Below are 19,136 nucleotides of genomic sequence, written 5' to 3'. Positions count from 1 at the left end.
CCGGACGGGCTGGATTTCCAGCCCCTCCGGCGTTCGAGGAGCGGGGCCTGGGGCGGAGCCCCAGCTTCGGGAAGGGGCGGGCAAGGGGCGGGCTTGGGGAAGAGGTCAGTCTCTGAGCGCCGCGATCGCCTCCGTCAGCGCCGACGGGACGTCGGGCACCGACACGTGGACACCGTCCCGCACCACATGACGGCCCCCCACCACCGTGTGGCGGACGTCCGCCGACGTCGCCGCGAAGACCGCCGTCTCGGCGGCCAGGCGCGGGACCGGGCCGGCCGTGCGGACCGAGTCCAGGGTGATGGTGGTGAGGTCGGCGAGTGCGCCGGGCTCCAGGACGCCCGCGTCGGGCCAGCCGAGGGCCGCGTGCCCGTCCGCCGTTGCCGCGCGCAGCAGCGCCGCCGCCGTCCAGTGGCCGCGCGTGTGCGAGCGGAGGCGTTCGTTCAGCTCCATGGCGCGGGCTTCTTCGAGGATGTCGATGACGGCGTGGCTGTCGCTGCCGAGGGAGAGAGGACTGCCCGCCCGCTGGAGGTGGAGGGCGGGGCCGATGCCGTCCGCCAGGTCTCGTTCCGTCGTCGGGCACATGCACGTGCCCGTCGTCGTGCCACCGAGCAGACCGATGTCCTCCTCCGTGAGGTGCGTGTTGTGGACGCCGGTGGTGCGGGAGCCGAGGACACCGTGGTCCGCGAGGAGTTGCGTCGGCGTGCAGCCGTGCACCGCCTGGCACGCGTCGTTCTCCGCCGTCTGCTCGGAGAGGTGGACGTGGAGGGGGGCTCGGCGGGCCGATGCCCAGTCCGCCACCGCGCCCAACTGCCGGGCGGGGACGGCCCGTACGGAGTGGATCGCCGCGCCGATCCTGGCGTGCGCGCGGTCCTTGAGGAGCGAGGCGCGTTCCGCCCACGCCTCCGTCGTACCGTCGGAGAAGCGCAGCTGGTGGCGGTTGGGCGGCTTGCCGCGCCGCGCGTCGAGGAGTCCCGACGCCACGTACGCCGTGTCGAGGAGCGTGATGCGGACGCCCGCGTCGGCGGCGGCCTGGATCAGCGCCTCGCCCATCGCGTTGGGGTCCTCGTACGGGGTGCCGCCGGGGGCGTGGTGGAGGTAGTGGAACTCCCCCACCGTCGTGATACCCGCGAGCGCCATCTCCGCGTACACCGCCCGCGCCAGCGCGTGGTACGTCTCCGGCGTCAGACGGTCCGCCACCCCGTACATGACCTCGCGCCACGTCCAGAACGTGCCGGAGCCGACCTGCACCGTGCCGCGCAGCGCCCGGTGGAAGGCGTGCGAGTGGGCGTTGGCCAGGCCGGGGAGGGTCAGGCCGCGCAGCACCGTCGCGCCGGGCGGGGGTGACTCGACCCCCTTGCGGACGGCCTTGATCCGGTCGTCCGCCACGTCGACCGCCACGCCCGGCTCGACATGCGTGCCCAGCCAGGCCTGCTCCAGCCAATACGTCGTCACCTGCACGCGAGCCCTTCCAGTACGTCGGCCAGTGCGGTCACCCCGGCCAGGCAGTCGTCCTCGGCGGCGTGTTCGGCCGGGGAGTGCGAGACGCCCGTGGGGTTCCGTACGAACAGCATGGCGGTGGGGATCGAGCCGGACAAAATACCCGCGTCGTGTCCCGCGCCCGTGCCGAGGACGGGCAGCGGGCGCTCCGCACGCGCGCCCAGGATCCTGCCGAGCTCGTCGCGCAGCGCGTCCTCGAACTCGATGACCGGCGTGAAGGACTCGCGGACGACGTCGAGGTCGATGCCGTGCCGGTCCGCGTACTCGCGGGCCGCCTTCTCGATGCCGGTGACGACCGTGTCCAGGGTGGACTGGTCGGCGGCGCGTGAGTCGAGCCAGCCGCGGACGAGCGACGGGATCGCGTTGACACCGTTCGGCTCGACGGAGATCTTGCCGAACGTGGCGACCGCGCCCGCGAGTTCGGCCTCGCGGCGCGCTGCCAGGACCGTCTCCGCGTAGGACAGCATCGGATCGCGGCGGTCGACGAGGCGGGTGGTGCCCGCGTGGTTGGCCTCGCCCCGGAAGTCGAAGCGCCAGCGGCCGTGCGGCCAGATGGCGCTCGCGATGCCGACCGGGTCGCCGGTCAGGTCGAGGGCGCGGCCCTGCTCGACGTGCAGCTCCACGAACGCGCCGATGCGGGCGAGGCGTTCCGGGTCGGGGCCGATGTTGTACGGGTCGTAGCCCGCCGCCTCCATCGCCTGCGGCAGCGATACGCCGTCGCCGTCCCGGAGCTTGTGTGCGGCCTCGACGGTGAGCCGGCCCGCGGTGAGCCGCGAGCCGACGCAGGCCAGGCCGAAGCGGGCGCCTTCCTCGTCGCCGAAGTTGGTGATGGCGACCGGCCTGGTGAACTCCGCTCCCCTGGCGCGGAGTTCGTCCAGGGCCGCGAAGGAGGAGACGACGCCCAGCGGGCCGTCGAAGGCGCCGCCGTCGGGGACGGAGTCCAGGTGCGAGCCGGTGACGACGGCGTCACCGGCCGCGGGGTCGCCGAGCCAGGCCCACTGGTTGCCGTTGCGGTCCAGTTCGTAGGTGAGGCCGCGGGTATCCGCCTGCGCCTTGAACCAGGCGCGACAGTCGGAGTCCGCGCCGGTCCAGGCGTAGCGGCGGTAACCCCGGGTGGCGGCGTCCCTGCCGATCGGCTTCAGGTCCCGCCACATTTCGAGGAACCCGGGCGGTCGCGCCCCTTTAGGGGCGCGGGGAACTGCGCGACCAGCCCCCACGGGCCGTGAGTCGCTCACGCGCCGTCACCCTCCCGCATCGGGACGCGTACGCCCTTCTCGGCCGCCACCGACTCCGCGATGTCGTACCCGGCGTCCACATGCCGGATGACGCCCATGCCGGGGTCGTTGGTGAGGACCCGGCGAATCTTCTCGCCCGCGAGCTTCGTGCCGTCGGCGACCGAGACCTGCCCCGCGTGGATGGAGCGGCCCATGCCGACGCCGCCGCCGTGGTGGAGGGAGACCCAGGAGGCGCCGGAGGCGACGTTCACCATGGCGTTCAGGAGGGGCCAGTCGGCGATCGCGTCGGAGCCGTCGAGCATGGCCTCCGTCTCGCGGTACGGGGATGCGACGGAGCCGCAGTCGAGGTGGTCGCGGCCGATCGCGAGGGGCGCGGCGAGGGTGCCGTCGGCGACCATGTCGTTGAACATGTCGCCCGCCTTGTCGCGCTCGCCCTGCCCGAGCCAGCAGATGCGGGCGGGCAGGCCCTGGAAGTGGACGCGCTCGCCCGCCATCCTGATCCAGCGGTGCAGCGATTCGTTCTCGGGGAAGAGGTCGAGGATCGCCTTGTCCGTCTTGTGGATGTCGGAGGCCTCGCCGGAGAGGGCCGCCCAGCGGAACGGGCCCTTGCCCTCGCAGAAGAGCGGGCGGATGTAGGCAGGCACGAAGCCGGGGAAGGCGAAGGCGCGGTCGTAGCCCGCGAGTTGGGCCTCGCCGCGGATCGAGTTGCCGTAGTCGAAGACCTCGGCGCCCGCGTCCATGAAGCCGACCATCGCCTCGACGTGCCTGGCCATGGACTCACGGGCGCGGGTCGTGAAGCCCGCCGGGTCCTTCGCGGCGTACGTCTGCATGTCGTCGAAGGCGACACCGCTCGGCAGGTACGAGAGCGGGTCGTGGGCGGAGGTCTGGTCCGTCACGATGTCGATGGGGGCACCCTCGGCGAGCATGCGCGGGACGAGGTCGGCAGCGTTGCCGAGCAGGCCGATGGAGAGCGGCTTGCGCCGGTCGCGCGCCTCGACGGCCAGCTGGAGCGCGTGCTCCAGGGAGTCCGCCCTCACGTCCAGGTACTTGTGCTCGATGCGGCGCTCGATGGCGCGCGGGTCGACGTCGATACAGATCGCGACGCCGTCGTTCATGGTGACGGCGAGGGGCTGGGCGCCGCCCATGCCGCCGAGGCCGGCGGTGAGGGTGATGGTGCCCGCGAGAGTCCCGTCGAACTTCTTCGCGGCGACGGCGGCGAACGTCTCGTACGTGCCCTGGAGGATGCCCTGCGTGCCGATGTAGATCCAGGAGCCCGCGGTCATCTGGCCGTACATGGTGAGGCCGAGGGCCTCCAGGCGGCGGAACTCCTCCCAGTTCGCCCAGTCGCCGACCAGGTTGGAGTTGGCGATCAGGACGCGCGGTGCCCACTCGTGGGTCTGCATGACGCCGACGGGGCGGCCGGACTGGACGAGCATCGTCTCGTCCTGCTTCAGGGTCTTCAGCGTGCGGACCATGGCGTCGAACGACCGCCAGTCGCGCGCGGCCTTCCCCGTGCCGCCGTAGACGACGAGCTTGTCGGGGTGCTCGGCGACCTCGGGGTCGAGGTTGTTCTGCAGCATGCGGAGGGCGGCTTCCTGCTGCCATCCCAGGGCGCTCAGTTCCGTACCGCGCGGTGCCCGTACGGGGCGGGGTCCTGACATGGCGATGCCTCCTCGAAGCTGTGACCTTGTTATTCACATCCTGGGGTTCTGAATAGAGCTAGTCAATAGCGAACGAATGCGCGAGTACGCCAGCGGGGGTCCGGCCCGGATGATTGGCTGGATCACATGGCTCACGACGAGGACGACGCACAGCAGACACGGGACGACGCACAGCGGACACAGGTACTCCGCACCGGCGCCGAGGCCGCCGTCCGCCGCGACCAGGCCGTCCGCGCCGCCGTCGAACAGGGCGTCGTCAGTGACGCCGCGCCCGTCGTGGGGCTGCTCGACGTCACCGGCATCCGGGCGAGCGCCGCCGCCCTGCACGCCGCCTTCGACGCCGTCACCCCGCCCGGGACGCCCGTCCTGCACGCCTTCGCGGTGAAGGCGACCCCGCTCGTCCCCGTACTGCGGCTGCTGCGTTCGGCGGGGATCGGCGCGGAGGTGGCGAGCCCCGGCGAGCTGGCCCTGGCGCGGGCCGCCGGGGTGCCGCCCACCCACACCGTCCTTGACTCACCCGCCAAGACCCCCGCCGAACTGCGCCAGGCGCTGGCGCTCGGCATCGCCGTCAACGCGGACAATCCGCAGGAGCTGGCCCGCCTCGACGCCATGATCCAGTCGGCCGTGACCGGCTCCCCCATCGGCATCCGCGTGAACCCGCAGATCGGCGGCGGCGCGATCGGGGCGCTGTCGACGGCGACGGCCACCTCCAAGTTCGGGGTGCCGCTGCTCGACGAGGGCGCCAGGGACTGGGTGATCAGGGCCTGCCTCGACCGGCCGTGGCTGACCCGCCTGCACGCGCACTCCGGGTCGCAGGGGATGCCTCTGGAGATGATGGTGCGGGGCGTCGCGGCGACGTACGAACTCGCCGAGGAGATCAACGAACGTGCCGGGCGGCGGCAGATCGACACGCTCGACATCGGCGGCGGCCTGCCCGTCAACTTCGGCTCGGACGACGAGACTCCGACGCACGCGCAGTACGCACGCCGCCTCAAGGCCCGCGTGCCGGGGCTCCTGGACGGGCGGTACGGCCTCGTCACCGAGTTCGGCCGCTCGCTGCTCGCCAAGCACGGGACGGTCCTCGCGCGCGTCGAGTACGCGAAGCGGGCGGGCGGGCGGCCCGTCGCCGTGACGCACGCGGGGGTGCAGGTGGCGACGCGGACCGTGTACGCGCCCGCGTCCTGGCCGCTGCGGATCGCCGCGTACGACGCGAAGGGGCGCCCCAAGAGCGGGCCCGCCGTCGGCCAGGATGTCGCGGGCCCCGCCTGCTTCGCGGGCGACCTCCTCGCGGAGAACCGCCCGCTGCCGCTGCTCGAAGCGGGGGATTATGTGGCGGCGCTGGACACCGGCGCGTACTACTTCGCGCAGCACTACTCGTACAACAGCCTTGCCCGGCCGGGCGTCTACGGCTACTCCGCCCACTCCTCCCCGTCCGCCGAGGAGGTCCGCTTCGCGGTCGTACGAGAGCCGCAGACCCTCGACGAGATCGTGGCGGAGGCAGGCGGCACCACGGAACGCGACGCCCTCCGCCGGCTCTGATCCCCCGCCCCACCCGGCCGAGGGCCCCTCCGGACCGCGACCACTGCCGGCCGTCGGTGGCCGGTCGCGCAGTTCCCCGCGCCCCCAGGGAGACTCCGGCAGCCCCCACCCGCCAACAAGCCGCCAGCCAGGCACGCACGTCAGCCCCACCAGGGGCGCGGGGAACTGCGCGAGCAACCACGACGAACCCGCACCCGCCAACCGACCGCCGAAGGCAGACGCGTCTGCGGGGCTCGGGCCGTCGAGCCACTGTCGGCCGTCGACGGCTGGTCGCGCAGTTCCCCGCGCCCCTGGCGGGGCGCCTTCGGCGGCGCCCCCCGCCCAGGCGCCGTAGAACCGTCGAGGCTCCCGCGCATAGTGACCTGGATCACGGGCAGACCCTCCCCCAGTCCCGATCCAGTCCCGAACCCCGGGGGAGGCTCCTGTGACGACATCGGACACGTCCGCCACCGCACCACCACCGGCCGAAGAGCCGGCGCTGCACCGTGCCGTCGGCCCCAAGCTGCTGATCCTCTTCGTGATCGGCGACATCCTCGGCACGGGGATCTATGCCACCACCGGCAAGGTCGCGGGGAAGGTCGGCGGAGCCCTGTGGGTGCCGTTCGCGATCGGGTTCGTCGTGGCGATCCTGACGGCGGCGTCGTACGTCGAACTCGTCGGCAAGTACCCGAAGGCGGCCGGTGCCGCGCTCTACACGCAGAAGGCGTTCAAGACGCCGTTCCTCACCTTCATCATCGCCTTCATGGTGATGTGCTCGGGGCTTTCGTCCGCGAGCGCCGCCGCCCGCGCCTTCAGCGGCGACTACCTCGGCGAGCTGACGGGCGACGCGCTGCCGCCCACCCTGATCGCCATCACCTTCATCGTGCTGCTCGCGGCGCTGAACCTGCGGGGCGTCTCGGAGTCGGTCAAGACGAATGTGGTGCTGACCCTCGTCGAGCTGACCGGACTCGCGATCATCCTCGCCATCGGTGCGTACGCCGTGCTGTCCGGGGACGGCGAGCCGTCCCGCCTCACCGAGTTCGAGGCGGGGGGCGGCACCGCGTATGCCCTGATGACAGGCGTGCTGGGAGCGACCGCGCTCGGCTTCTTCGCCTTCGTCGGCTTCGAGGACTCCGTGAACATGGCCGAGGAGACGAAGGACCCCGTCCGCACCTTCCCGCGCGCCATCTTCATCGGCGTCGCGGTGACCGGCACGATCTACGTCCTGGTGGCGCTCGTGTCGTCCCTCCTCGTCGACTACAAGACGCTCGAAGGGTCGAGCGGCCCGCTGCTGGAGGTCGTGAAGGCCGGCGGCGTCGACTTCCCGCACAAACTCTTCGCCCTGATCGCCCTGTTCGCCGTCACCAACTCCGCGCTCATCAACATCATGATGGCCTCCCGGCTCTGCTACGGCATGGCCAACGAACGCATCCTGCCGCGCGCCATGGGCCGCGTGCTCGCCAAGCGCCGGACACCCGTCGTCGGGATCGTCTTCGTCTCCCTCCTGGCCATCGGCCTGGTGTCGACCGGTGAGATCGAGGGGCTCGGCGACACGACGGCGTTCCTGTTGCTGTGCGTCTTCGCGGTGGTCAACGTGGCGGTGCTCGTCCTGCGCCGCGACCCCGTCGAGCACGAGCACTTCCGTACGCCGACGGTGCTGCCCGTCCTGGGCGCGATCACCGCCCTGACCCTCGCCAGCCCACTGGCGGACCGCCCCGCCGAGGTCTACATCCGGGCGGGCGTCCTGATCGCCATCGGCGTCGCCCTGTGGGGGGTCAACAAGGCGGTCCTGAAGGCGCGGGGCGAGGACTGACCGACTGACCCGGCGGGCGTACAGGTACCCGGTCGGGGGACGGCGCGGTCATGCGGGTGACGCACTCGGTCAGGCGTGGTCGTGACTTCGAACAGTCCTCGCACCGGTCCCGTCGGGCTCGGGCATGTTCCACCGGAAGTTGCCAGTACCCCCGGAAACTCCACCCTTCCTGCGTACCTTCCTCACACCGGACGGCGCTGCCGTCCGGTACCGCCCTGGGGGAAGGGGAACCGCGTGCCCGGAATCGACGAGTGTCTGCTCACCGCGATGACACTGCCCGGCGCGCGCGGCGCGGCGATCGTCGACTGGACCAGTGGGCTCTCCCTCGGTTCGGTCGGCGACTCGCCCAACGGAGACCACGAGGCCACCGCCGCGGAGACCGCGGAGGTGGCGCGGGCGGCGGCCGAGTACCAGGCGTTCGCCCCGCTCTCCGACCTCGTAGCCTGCGAAGGCCGTGAAGGCCGTGAAGAGCTGCCCGTCGAGGACCTCATGCTCACCACCCGGACCGGCTTCCATCTGATCCGGTTCGTCGAGACGACCTTCGACAGCAGCGTCTTCCTCTACCTCTGGCTCGACCGGCACACGGGCAACCTCGCACTCGCCCGCATGCGGCTGCGGGACCTCTCCGTACGCCTGGTGCTGGTGTGACGGCCATGCGGATCACCGCGCCCGCCACCTCCCCGATGCTGATGCGTCTGGCCGGGGAGCGGGCCACCGGCGCCCTGCTGCGCGACCACGGTGTCCTCTACCTCGTCGAGGGCCGCGTGGCGCACGCGGAGAGCCCGCTGGCCCCGGGCATCGACGTCCTGCTCACGGCCGGCGGGGTGCTTCCCCCGCACGGCTGGCAGGAGGCTCTTTCCCAGGCGGGGACCCGGCACGAGGTGGGGCGCCAGCTGGTCGACAGCGGGCAGGTGACCGCGGGCGAGCTGGAGCTGTGCCACCTCGGCGCGCTGTTCGACGCCGCGTTCTTCGTCCTCGGCCCGGCGAGCGGACCCACCCGGTTCCGCTACGGCGTCGCGCACTGGCTCGGCCGGCTGCGGCCCGTCCCCGCCGAGGCCGTGGAGCGGGAGACGCGCCGCCGCCGGGCCCTCCTCGACAGCGTCTGGTGCTGTACGGACGACGCCGTCGACGTCGATGCCGCCCCGGTCGTGCCGCGCCCTCCCGCGCCCGGCCAGACCGTCACCGGACGCCAGCGGGCCCTGCTGCGCCTCGCCGACGGCGTCCGCACACCCGCCGCGATCGCGCGTGCCCTGGGCCGTCCGTCCTTCCACACCCTGATCGAGGTGGGGCGGCTGGCCGCCGCCGGACTCGTGGAGCCGCCCCGGGCGCGGGACTCCCCCGCGGTGGCCCTTCCCGTCCCGGCCCTCGCGGACCGCGAACCGGGCATCGCCCTGCTGCGCAAGGTCCGTGACGGTCTCGAGGCAACCCTGTGAAGCGCCGTTCCGCTCACCCGGCACGGCTCCGGTCGTCGTGAAGGTCTTCGCGCTGTGGAAGCGCCCCGGGAGGAGACACCTGATGGTTGCCGAAGCCGACGTACTCAGTGAGCTGAAACGGCTGCGGACCAGGATTCCGCAGCTCAGGGGCGCCCTGACGGCCAGCGTCGACGGGCTCCTGCTCGCGCAGGACGCCGCGGACGTGGAGGCGGAGGGCGTCTGCGCGCTCACCGCCGCGGCACTCGGAGTGGCCCTGCGGCTGTCCGACGCCACCCACCAGGGCGGCTTCCGCGAACTGCTCATCCGCGGCGAGGACGGCTACGTGGCCACGTACACGGCCGGCTCCTCGGCCGTACTGACCCTGCTCGCCGAGCCCCGCGTCAACGTGGGCCGGCTGCATCTGGAGGCCCGCCGTTCCAGCGTTCTCATCGGAGAACTGGTCGACGCCGCCGTCGAACGAGCGGAGAGCACCTGACCCATGTCCCCTACATCAGCCTCAGCACCTTCGTCATCAAGGACACCCTGCAGCCGGAAAGGAAGCGCACGCACCATGACCAACGCGGAAACAGCACTGAAGGAAGCGACCACCTCGATCGAGGGAGTCATCGGAGCGGCCCTGGTCGACTACACGAGCGGCATGGCCCTGGGCACCATCGGCGGCGGCAAGGACCTGGACCTGTCCGTGGCGGCGGCCGGCAACACCGACGTGGTGCGCGCCAAGCTCCGCACCATGGAACTGCTCGGCCTGAAGGACGAGATCGAGGACATCCTCATCTCGCTCGGCTCCCAGTACCACCTCATCCGGCTGATCAAGGGGCGCAACAACAACGGCCTGTTCCTGTACCTGGCCCTCGACAAGAACAGGTCCAACCTGGCCATGGCCCGGCACCAGCTCATGCGTATCGAGGCGGATCTCGACGTCTGACCGGTGGCCGGACCCCCCACGTCCTCACCGCCGCGCACCGGCCGCGGCCGTACGGCGGGCGCCGCCCGGAGCCGCGTCGCCCGCCGCGACGCCCGTGCTGCGGTAGCCCTTGACGGGCTTGCCCGCCGGGGCGCCCGCCCGTCGCCCGAGCCAGTCGACGCGTACCCACAGGAGTACGTCGCCGTCCCGCTCGCGGCGGCCGAGCCATGCCGCTTTCGCCCACAGGCCCGCTGCCACGCCCGCGAGGACCGCGCCGCCCGCGACGGGGACGGCGAAGGCGGTGCCCAGGGCGGCGAGGAACGCGGCGGCGAGCCACCAGCGGTGCCCGCGCCGCCAGTTGCGCACGGTCACGGACCGGCTCTGCAGCACGTCGTACTTCCCGGCGCGGGTCGCCTCGCGGGCGAGGACGTCGTAACGCTTCCTGCGGGCGTACGCGACGACAGCGGCCACGACGATGAAGAGGGCCGCGCCGGTGAGCACCCCGATGCGCCGCCCGGTGACCCCGTCCGGCAGCGCCCCGACACCGGCGGCCACCACCCCGAGCCACCACAGGGGCGCCGCCCCGGCCCGTACGACCACCGGCACCCTCACAAGCCCGTGTCCACCGCGTCCCACGTCGCCTCCCCTGCCTCCCGCCGTGCTTCTTCGGCGTGCTTCTTCGGCGGAGGAGGTTAGCGCCGGAATCTGAGGAGAGGGTGAGAGCAGGTGTCCTGGCCTGGTCAGGCCTCCAGGGAGCGTGCCGCGCGGAGCTGTTCCTCGGCCTCGGCCGGGTGGCCCGCCGCCGCGTAGGTGTGTGCGAGCCTGCGGCGGACCTGCGTCTCCAGGGGTCTGCTGGTGTGCTCGGTGAGCGTGGCCAGGGCCTCCCGCTGGAGCGTGACGGCCAACGGCAGGTTGCCGCGGCCGTGTTCGGCGGCGCCGAGCAGGGACAGGCTCGTCGCCCGCAGTTGCAGGTCGCCGACCTCCCGGGCCAGCTCCGCCGCCCGCCGCGCGAGGTCCTTGACCTCGGTGTGCCGGCCGAGCGCCAAGTGGGCCTCCGCGGTGAAGCACAGGGTCTTGCTGATCATCCTGGGGCGGCCGATCTTCTCGGCGAAGGTGAGCGACGTGGCGTAGTACGTGAGTGCTTCCTCGTGCCGTCCCTGCTGGTCGTGGAGGGCGCCGAGGTTGCAGCTCGACATCCCGGCCAGCCAGTCGTCGTCGAGCCGGGCCGCCATGTCCATGGCCTCGCTCAGGTGCCGTGCCGCCGCCGGGAAGCGGCCGAGGGCACGCTCCGCGGCACCCATCCCGGCCGTCGCGCGGGCCTGTTCGCGCAGGTCGCCCCGGCGGCACGCGATGCGGAGCGCGTCGGTGCACCAGGCGTGCGCCTGCTGGAAGCGGCCCTGGTAGATGTCCGCGATGGCCAGGCAGTTGCGCAGGGAGGACGGCATTCGCCGGTCGTCGGCCAGGTCGGCGCCGGACAGTGCGAGCTCCAGGGCCGATCGGCACTCGTGGTAGCGGCCCTGGCGGACCAGCGGGTCGACCAGGGACTCGGCGATCCAGCAGGCGTGGTCGCGCTGCCCGCCGGCCGCCGCGAAGGCGACCACGTCGAGGAGTTGGCCGCCCGCGGCCTCCAGCCACGCGTCGGCTTCCCGCCAGTCCGGGAAGGGCGAGCCGGAGACGTCGGGGCCGGTCGGGAAGCCCTCGGGCCCCCAGTCGCTGGCCATGCGCCCGGCGGCCGTGTAGAGGTGCAGCACGGCGGCGCGGTCCGCGGCGGCCTCCGCGGGCTCGGCGGCGGCCAGGCGGCGCGTGTGGTCGCGTACGAGATCGTGCAGCCGGTAGCGGCCGGGCCGGGGCTGCTGCAACAGGCTCGCGTCCACCAGGCGCTCCAGGACGTCCTCGGCGTCCCGGAGCGGGCGGCCCAGCATGACGGCGGGGGTGAGCCCGTCGAAGTCGGCGGTCGGCGACTGGCCCAACGCCCTGAAGCCGCGCCTCAGTTCGGGGGCGAGGAGGTCGTACGACATCCGGAACGCGGCTTCCACGCTGCGGTCCTCCGCCCTGAGCTCACCCAGGCGGCGTTCGTCGTCCGACATCCGGCCGACCAGGTGGGCCAGTGTCCAGGCCGGGCGGTTCTGCAGCCGGGCCCCGGCGATCCGCAGCGCCAGGGGGAGGCCGCCGCAGCGGCGGGCGAGCTCCTGTGCGGCCTCCGGTTCCCGCTCGGCGCGCGGCTCGCCCAGCAGTCGTGTGAGCAGGGTGACCGCCTCGCCCGTGTCCAGCGGCTCCACGGTGAGCCGCCGGTCGGCGTCGAGGCCGGGCAGGCGCTGGCGGCCGGCCACGAGGACCCGGCTGCCCGGGCCCGCGGGCAGCAGGGGCCGCACCTGTTCCGCGCTGCGGGCGTCGTCCACGACGAGGAGCAGCCGCAGGGAGCTGGTGGCCGCGCGCCAGGCGGCGACCAACTCCTGCTGGTCGTCGGGCAGTTCGTCGTCGGCGGCGTTGACGGCACGCAGCAGCCGGTGCAGCGCGCGCTGCGGACGCAGGCTCTCGTGCGGGGCGCCGTGCGTGTGCAGGTCCACGAAGAGACAGCCGTCCGGGTACTGGTCGTGCAGCGTCCAGGCGGCACGGACCAGCAGCGCGGTCTTGCCGACACCCGCCGTGCCGTCCACGGCGGCCACGGAGACGGAGCCGCCCGGCACCGGCGCGGTGAGCAGCGCCAACTCGTCTTCCCGTCCGACGAGCCAGGCGGTGTCGCCGGGGAGTTCGTTGCGGCGGGGGCGGGGTGGTGGCGGCGTTCGGGCGGGTGTGGAGGGGCCCGTGGTGCGGGGTGTCGCGGGGTGGCCGAGCAGCAGTGGGTCGTCACGGCGCAGTACGGCCTGGTGCGTCCGCCGCAGTTCGTCGCCGGGCTCCACGCCCAGTTCGTCGCGGAGCCTGTCCCGCGTCTCCCGGTAGGCGGCGAGCGCTTCGGCCTGCCGCCCGCTGCCGTAGAGCGCGCGCATGCGCAGGGCGGCGAGCGGTTCGTCGTGCGGCCGCGCCGTCGGTGCCGCCGCCAGTTCGTCCAGGGCCTCCGCGTACCGGCCCAGGAGCACCAGGCACTCCGCCCGCTCCTGGTGGAGGGCGCGCCGCTGCCCGGCAAGGCGCTGCCGTTCGGCGTCCGCGAGCGGGCCGGGCAGGCCGGCCAGCGGCTCCCCGCGGAACAGGGCCAGTGCGCGCGTGCACCCGTCGAGGGCGGCGGTGAGGTCACCCGCCGCCTTCGCGCCGCGCGCCGCGCCCGCCTCCGCCGCCAACTCCGCGAGGTCCGTGCGTGCTTGGCCGGGTACGAAGCGGTAGCCGCCGCGCTCACCGCGGATCACGGACGCGGCGGGTCCTGTGCCGGGCGCGTCCAGTGCCTTGCGTAGGGGGTAGACGTAGCTGGGCAGGACGCGGTGGCCCGTGCCCGGGGGTTCGAGTCCCCATACGTCGTCGAGCAGTTGCTGCCGGGTGACGAGCGTCTCCGCGCGCAGGATCAGCGCGGCCAGTACCGCCTGACGCCGTACGGGACCCAGGTCGAGCGGCGCCTCGCCGCGGTGGGCGCCGACCGGGCCGAGGAGCGCGACGCGCAGCCGGTCCGCGGCGGCCTCCGCACCGGCCGTACTCGCCGCACCGGTCGCACTCGCCGCGCCTGCCGCACCCGCTGTGTCCGTCGCGTTCGTATCCACACCGAACTCCCCCGTGGTTCCTGTGGTTCCCCGTAGTGCCCCGTGGTTTCCCCGCGGCAGCCGAGTCCTCTGCTTCAGCAGGATTTCATCGGCATTGCAGTGTCTCGCGAGAAGGTGCGGCGGGTCATGTCCGGCCCCCGGTCGAGGAAGTGAGCCGTTCCGTGAGTGAGAACCCGCAGATGGACCCCCGGCACGGCTTCGGCCAGGCTCCGCCTCCGATGCCGGGGCAGGCGCCGCCGCCGATGCCCGGCCAGGCGCCGCCGCCCGTACCGCCGCAGGCGCCGGGCGCGCCCTCGGCCTGGTCGCAGCCGGTCCCGGCGGGCGGCCCCGGCGGCCCCGGGGGCTCGGGCCCGCGCGGCGGTGGCCGTTCGCGCGGCTGGCTGATCGGCGGCGCCGCGGCGCTCGCCGCCGCCGTGGTCGTCGGCGTGGTGGTCGTCGCCACGTCGGGGGACGACGACAAGGGCAGCGAGTCGGCCAAGCCGGGAGCGCCCGGGAGTGCGCCCGGAGGCAAGCCGGGAGGTGCCGCCGCGCCCGAGGAGCCGACGCCGGGCAAGGCGTTCACCAAGGTGCCCAAGGGATGTGACCTGATCAAGGCGGCCACCATCGAGAAGATCGCGCCCGGCGGCAAGTGCACGCCCGGTCTGATGGACGAGAAGGACCTGTCCACGATGATGACCAGGATGCCGAGGTGGGAGCCCGCCGACTACAACCGCTATCAGAGCCTGGACGTGAGCCTCACGGTCAGCGCGAGCGTCGAGGGTCAGTACGACCTCAAGAAGAGGGGCCTCCTCAGGGCGGTCACGGGCAACAAGGTGGAGGACCCCCACCCCGTCAGCGGGCTCGGCGAGGAGGCCTTCGCCGCCCACCATGTCGACGCCCGGGGCGGGTCCCTGACCTACGCCAAGGTGGTCGTCCGTGAGGGCAACGCCTCGCTCAGGGTGGACCTCGTCTACAGCCAGGACACCTCCGACCTCACCCGGAAGCAGGCCGAGGACGTCGTCGTCACCGCCGCCCGTGACGTGCTCGGCTCGCTGAGCTGACCGCCCCGGCGACGACGTGCACACACATCCCTACGAAGGCAGCGACCCCGCAGTCGTACAGCGCCCCGCCCGGATCGGCCCCTACGAGGTGTTCCAGCTCCTCGGCGAGGGCGGCATGGGCAGGGTCTTCCTGGCCAGGTCGCCGGGGTCGCGGCTGGTCGCCCTGAAGGTCATCCGGCCCGAGTACGCCGAGGCACCCGACTTCCGCGGGCGTTTCCGGCGCGAGGCCGGATCGGCCCGGCGCGTGAGCGGCTTCTTCACCCCGCCGGTGCTCGACGTGGACGCGGACGCCCCGCAGCCCTGGCTGGCCACCGCCTACGTCCCCGCACCCTCGCTGCACGACGTCGTACGCGGCTTCGGTGTGCTGTCCGAGGCGGGACTGCGCGCTCTGGGCACCGGGCTCGCGGAGGCGCTGCTCGCCATCCACGACGCCGGCATCGTCCACCGCGACCTCAAGCCCGGCAACGTACTCGTCGCCGAGGACGGGCCCCGCGTCATCGACTTCGGCATCAGCAGCGCGGTCGACGCCACGCAGGTCACGCGGACGGGCGCCGTGATGGGGACGCCCGGGTTCATGGCGCCCGAGCAGATCGTGTCGAGCCGCGAGGCCGGGCCGGCGGCCGACGTCTTCTCGCTGGGCTGCGTCCTGGTCTTCGCCGCCACCGGGCGCGGCCCCTTCGGTTCCGGAGGGACGGCCGAGATCCTCTACCGGGCCGTCCACCACCCGCCCCAATTGGACGGGGTGCCATCGGCGTTGGCCCAGTTGATCGGTGCCTGTCTGGACAAGGACCCCGTCCGCAGGCCGGCCGCCGCGTCGGTGCTGGCCGCGCTGGGGCCAGCCGACCCTGCCGCGCTGCTCACCGAGGGGCTGCGGGAGGACCTGGCGCGGCGGGGGGCCCATGCCGCCGTCCTGGTCTCCGCACCGCCCGTGCCCATGGCGTCCCTCGCGCCGCCCGACGACGCGTTCGCCACCGCCCGGGGGCCGAGCCGCCGCAGGTTCCTGTGGATCGCCGCGGCCGGCACCACCGTCGCGGCGGGCGGCGGGGCCGCGGCGCTGGCCGGGTGGCGGTCGGAGCCCGGCAAGGACCCGGCCCGGAGCAGCGGCAGTGCGGGCAGCACGGGGCGGCCCGAGCCCAAGGTCCCGGCCGGGCCGAAGCCGCGGTGGTCGGTCCCGCTGAAGAAGCTGCAGAGCGCTCGACTGCAGCTCCTCGGCGACGCGTTGGTGCACTGGGAGCAGCGACGCGCGACCGCCTACGACACCGCGACCGGGAAGGAACGCTGGACGGGTTCGCTGCGCATGCCCTCCGACGTCTCGACCGACCCGAAGTGGCTGGGCGTGTGCGGGCCGTTCCTGTTCGCCTCGGCCTGGAGCGGTGAGCGCGGCTATGTGTTCGGCGTCGACGCCGCGGGCAGGCAGAAGTTCGGCCACACGGTCACCGAGCAGGGCGCCGGCGCCCAGTCCGCCGACTTCGTCGACGACGTCCTGTCCGTCGCCGGTCCGGTCGCGGTCCTCGGCACCAGCGGCCACAAGGGTTACGGGGCCCTCGCGGTCGATCTCGGATCGGGTGAGGTGCTGTGGTCGCGCAGGATCAAGGGCAGCGACTTCCAGGCGTACGCCCACGGGAGCCGCTGCTTCCTCCAGGACAACGGCACACTCCGCGCCCTCGACCTGCGCACGGGCGCCGAGCGGTGGAAGGTCCCGGACGTCGTCAAGCCCGGCGCCTACCCCCACCTGTCCACCGACGGCAGGACGCTGCTCGTCACCAGCACGAAGGCGCAGGCCTTCCGCGTCACCGACGGCAAGAAGCTGTGGACCGCCGTCAACGAGACGACCACCATCAGCGCGGCCAGGGTCCGCGGCGAGCGGGCCTACCTCTACGACGGTCCGGGCACCGTGTTCGCCCTGGACACGCGGAGCGGTGAGCAGGTGTGGCACACCGCGAGCCCGGTGCGCCTGACGACCACCGGCGGCGCGCACGACCAGGGGCCCACCGTCTCCTCCTCCGTGGTGGCCGTCGCCACCTGGGCCACCGGTGACGTGCCGGGATTCGTCGTCCTGCGCGCCTCCGACGGCAGACCGCTCTGGGCACACCAGCCGTCCTCCGCCAAAGAGGCGGGCAGGACCGACTGGCTGCTGCAGATCTCCGGCGGCACCCTCTTCGCCGCCTCCGCGACCACCCTCCACGCCTTCCGGAGCGACACCCCGTGACCATGCCACCCCCGCCGACCGCCGCCCCCGCCACGTACATCGGCCCCTACCGGGTGATCCGGGAGCTCGGCGCCGGCGGCATGGGCCGTGTCCACCTCGCCGCCTCGCGCAGCGGCCGCGCGGTGGCCGTCAAGGTCGTACGCCCCGAGCTGGCCGCCGACCCCGACTTCCGCCGCCGCTTCAAGGCCGAGGTCGACGCCGCCCGCGCGGTCTCCGGCGCCTTCACCGCGCCGGTCGTGGACGCCGACCCCGAGGGGCCGCAGCCGTGGCTGGCCACCGCGTACATCCCGGGACCCTCCCTCACCGACGCCCTGGACGCCCACGGGCCCATGCCCGAGCCGACCCTGCGCGTACTCGGCGGCGGCCTGGCCGAGGCGCTGGCCGCGATCCACCGGGCCGGGCTCATCCACCGCGACCTCAAGCCGTCCAACATCCTGCTCACCCTCGACGGCCCGCGCGTCATCGACTTCGGCATCAGCCGGGCCGTCGACGGGACGGTGCTCACCGCCGCGGGGCAGGTCGCGGGATCGCCCGGCTTCATGTCGCCCGAGCAGTCGAGGGGAGGCGAACTGACCACCGCGAGCGATGTGTTCGCCTTCGGTGCCGTGCTCGCCTTCGCCGCCACCGGCGCCCCGCCCTTCGGCACCGGCGCGGTCCACGCGCTGCTTTACCGGGCCGCCTACGAGGAGCCGCAGCTGACCGGCGTGCCGCCCGGCCTGCTCGGCATCGTCGCCGCGTGCCTCGACAAGGATCCCGCCCGCCGCCCCACCGTCGAACAGCTCCAGGCGTGGCTGCGCCCGGGGACGACCGCCGGCTGGCTCGGCGCGGTCGAGCTGCAGGTGACCGAGGACGAGCGCACGCTGCAGGGCGCGCTGCGCGGCCCGCTGCTCAGCCGCCGCCGGCTGCTGACTGGCGGCGGCGCGCTCGCCGTGACCGCGGCGGCCGGGGGCACCTTCTGGTTCCTGCGCTCACGGGGCGGGGGCGGCGGGAACACGGCCGTTCCCGAACTCGACTGGACCAAGGACCTCCCACGGCCCGGCATGTTCCTGCGCGCGGTGACCCGGTCCACGCTGCTCTGTACCGAGAAGGCCGCCGGCGCCTGCTTCGACCGGGGCACCGGCAAGCTCCTGTGGAAGGACCTCGGCGGCCAGAACACAGACGCCCTCGCCGACGACGAGCGGGTATACACGGTCCGCACCGACGGCAAGGTGCACGCGTTCGACGGCCGGTCCGGCAGGAAGCTGTGGGACGCGCCACCGGCCAAGGGCAGCGCGCCCGAACTGGACTACGCCGACGGCGGGTTGGTCATGGCCAGGAGCGGCGGACGCTTCCGGGCCCTGGAGGCGTCGAGCGGTGAGGTGCGGTGGACCTCACGCGACGAAGACGACGTGAGCATGGCCCTCGGCGCCACCCCCGCGGGCGCGCTGCTCGTCTGGGGCGACGCGTCGAAGACCACTCCGGGCGCGATGCTCAGGGGCTACTCCGCCCTCGACCCTGACACGGGTGAGCGCGTATGGGGGAAGGACCTCGTCACCCTTTACCCACCGGAGAAGAGCAAGGTGCTCTACGGCATCGACGCCAGGATGAAGCTGCTGGCCGTCGACCCCGACGACGGCCGGACACGCTGGAGCGAACCCACCGGACTCCCGCCCACGAACGCCGAGATATTGGGCTGGTCGGGCTCCCTGAGCCTGCTCGAAGGCACCCTCTTCTGCTATCCGAGCACCGGCTTCAGCGGCTCGAAGCGCGGCCTCCTCACCGCCTTCGACCCGGATTCCGGCAAGACCCTGTGGACGGTGCGGACCGCCGCCCGCGGCAACCGCGGCTTCGCTCGTGCCGGCGCGACCGTCTGCCACCTGGACAAGAAGGTCCTGCACGGGCTCGACGCCAGGACCGGCGCGGCACGCTGGACGGCGGGGGCGGGCCTGGACGGCCTCGCCCTCCTGGGCGCCCTGCGCGGACTCTTCCTCGCCGCGGGCAGCAAGGGCCTGTACGCCTTCCACGCCGGCACCGGCGAGCAGGTGTGGCACCACCGGGCCACGGGCGGCTCCGGACCCTGGGCGGCGGAGGTCGTCGGCGACTCCCTGTACGCCACCTGGTCGGGCAGGCTCTTCCGCTTCTCGATGCCCAAGCCGTAGAG

General features: G+C 73.4%; 14 protein-coding genes. 9 read left to right on the top strand and 5 right to left on the bottom strand.

Translation table 11 applies throughout. The features are described from left to right. Positions 1 to 105: 105 nt before the first annotated feature. The 3 genes from ACI2L3_RS10145 to hutU all read right to left on the bottom strand — a co-directional run bounded on the left by ACI2L3_RS10145 (position 106) and on the right by hutU (position 4,393). On the bottom strand, positions 106 to 1,458 hold the full coding sequence (locus ACI2L3_RS10145; protein ID WP_404751845.1) for a formimidoylglutamate deiminase: 1,353 nt from the start codon (positions 1,456 to 1,458) through the stop codon (positions 106 to 108). Then, the gene (locus ACI2L3_RS10140) at positions 1,449 to 2,651 is read right to left on the bottom strand and encodes an allantoate amidohydrolase (RefSeq protein WP_404751844.1); all 1,203 of its coding nucleotides are present in this window, start codon (positions 2,649 to 2,651) and stop codon (positions 1,449 to 1,451) included. The genes ACI2L3_RS10145 and ACI2L3_RS10140 overlap by 10 nt, the downstream gene beginning before the upstream one ends. A 77-nt stretch (positions 2,652 to 2,728) precedes the next feature. Beyond that, positions 2,729 to 4,393 carry a urocanate hydratase gene (hutU, locus tag ACI2L3_RS10135; protein ID WP_404751843.1) on the bottom strand — a complete coding sequence of 555 codons (1,665 nt, stop codon included), beginning with the start codon at positions 4,391 to 4,393 and terminating at the stop codon, positions 2,729 to 2,731. A gap of 126 nt (positions 4,394 to 4,519) precedes the next feature. Here hutU and ACI2L3_RS10130 point away from each other — a divergent pair, with 126 nt between their 5' ends. From ACI2L3_RS10130 to ACI2L3_RS10105, 6 genes are all read left to right on the top strand, one after another. After that, a complete protein-coding gene (locus ACI2L3_RS10130; RefSeq protein WP_404751842.1) occupies positions 4,520 to 5,932 on the top strand; it encodes a diaminopimelate decarboxylase in 1,413 nt (470 codons plus the stop codon). Positions 5,933 to 6,356: 424 nt separating this feature from the next. Further along, entirely contained in the window at positions 6,357 to 7,724 is a 1,368-nt protein-coding gene (locus ACI2L3_RS10125) for an APC family permease (RefSeq protein WP_404751841.1), read from the top strand. A 234-nt stretch (positions 7,725 to 7,958) separates the two neighbouring features. Further along, positions 7,959 to 8,372: a hypothetical protein gene (locus ACI2L3_RS10120; protein WP_404751840.1), complete on the top strand. Its 414-nt coding sequence runs from the start codon at positions 7,959 to 7,961 to the stop codon at positions 8,370 to 8,372. A 5-nt stretch (positions 8,373 to 8,377) separates the two neighbouring features. Next, positions 8,378 to 9,157 carry a transcriptional regulator gene (locus tag ACI2L3_RS10115; protein WP_404751839.1) on the top strand — a complete coding sequence of 260 codons (780 nt, stop codon included), beginning with the start codon at positions 8,378 to 8,380 and terminating at the stop codon, positions 9,155 to 9,157. 82 nt (positions 9,158 to 9,239) lie between these two features. Continuing rightward, the gene (locus tag ACI2L3_RS10110; RefSeq protein ID WP_404751838.1) at positions 9,240 to 9,632 is read left to right on the top strand and encodes a roadblock/LC7 domain-containing protein; all 393 of its coding nucleotides are present in this window, start codon (positions 9,240 to 9,242) and stop codon (positions 9,630 to 9,632) included. 75 nt (positions 9,633 to 9,707) lie between these two features. Beyond that, the gene (locus tag ACI2L3_RS10105; RefSeq protein WP_404751837.1) at positions 9,708 to 10,082 is read left to right on the top strand and encodes a hypothetical protein; all 375 of its coding nucleotides are present in this window, start codon (positions 9,708 to 9,710) and stop codon (positions 10,080 to 10,082) included. A 24-nt stretch (positions 10,083 to 10,106) separates the two neighbouring features. On the opposite strand, the gene ACI2L3_RS10100 is transcribed toward ACI2L3_RS10105, so the two are convergent. Further along, positions 10,107 to 10,697, bottom strand: a complete 591-nt coding sequence (locus ACI2L3_RS10100) for a hypothetical protein (RefSeq protein ID WP_404751836.1) — start codon at positions 10,695 to 10,697, stop codon at positions 10,107 to 10,109. 104 nt (positions 10,698 to 10,801) lie between these two features. After that, positions 10,802 to 13,747 (bottom strand): BTAD domain-containing putative transcriptional regulator, encoded by a 2,946-nt coding sequence (locus ACI2L3_RS10095; RefSeq protein WP_404751835.1) that lies wholly within the window; start codon positions 13,745 to 13,747, stop codon positions 10,802 to 10,804. A 161-nt stretch (positions 13,748 to 13,908) separates the two neighbouring features. Between ACI2L3_RS10095 and ACI2L3_RS10090 the strand changes: the two genes are divergently transcribed. The 3 genes from ACI2L3_RS10090 to ACI2L3_RS10080 are packed head-to-tail and all read left to right on the top strand — an operon-like array spanning position 13,909 to position 19,134. Next, a complete protein-coding gene (locus ACI2L3_RS10090; RefSeq protein ID WP_404751834.1) occupies positions 13,909 to 14,787 on the top strand; it encodes a hypothetical protein in 879 nt (292 codons plus the stop codon). 16 nt (positions 14,788 to 14,803) lie between these two features. Further along, positions 14,804 to 16,996: a PQQ-binding-like beta-propeller repeat protein gene (locus ACI2L3_RS10085; RefSeq protein ID WP_404751833.1), complete on the top strand. Its 2,193-nt coding sequence runs from the start codon at positions 14,804 to 14,806 to the stop codon at positions 16,994 to 16,996. 2 nt (positions 16,997 to 16,998) lie between these two features. Further along, on the top strand, positions 16,999 to 19,134 hold the full coding sequence (locus ACI2L3_RS10080) for a PQQ-binding-like beta-propeller repeat protein (RefSeq protein ID WP_404751938.1): 2,136 nt from the start codon (positions 16,999 to 17,001) through the stop codon (positions 19,132 to 19,134). Positions 19,135 to 19,136: the final 2 nt, after the last annotated feature.

The sequence above is a fragment of the Streptomyces sp. NPDC029674 genome (assembly GCF_044903205.1).
GTDB lineage: Bacteria > Actinomycetota > Actinomycetes > Streptomycetales > Streptomycetaceae > Streptomyces.
Note: the sequence above shows the minus strand (reverse complement) of the source record. Positions and strands in the feature narration are given on the sequence as shown.